Genomic DNA, 277 nt, shown 5'->3' with positions numbered 1-277 from the left:
GATTCTTTATGTGAATAAGTATCTCTTTTACTTTTGCATTATTATATTAATAATTCTTTGTGATCATAAATAAACTTTTGCATAGTTATTGGATTTCTATCTAGTAAATTTGATAAATCTGATGTGACTTTTTTAGCTAATCCTAATTTTGCGGTTGTATATATTCCAATCATAACCCAAATAAAGTCACTGTTAAGCCCCTTTTTAACCATTCTTTTTCTAAATTTAAATATACTTGGGTTTGTATAGACAATATGCTTATTTATTATTTTTGAAA

General features: G+C 24.2%; 1 protein-coding gene. It reads right to left on the bottom strand.

The window, feature by feature from the left end; genetic code table 11:
• Positions 1–41 precede the first annotated feature (41 nt).
• Positions 42–277: hypothetical protein (locus SB822_RS56720; RefSeq protein WP_410859056.1), on the bottom strand; the 236-nt coding region annotated here is incomplete at its 5' end.

It is taken from the genome of Paraburkholderia sp. SIMBA_054 (assembly GCF_046534875.1).
GTDB lineage: Bacteria > Pseudomonadota > Gammaproteobacteria > Burkholderiales > Burkholderiaceae > Paraburkholderia > Paraburkholderia hospita.
This window is presented reverse-complemented; position numbering and strand designations above follow the sequence as displayed.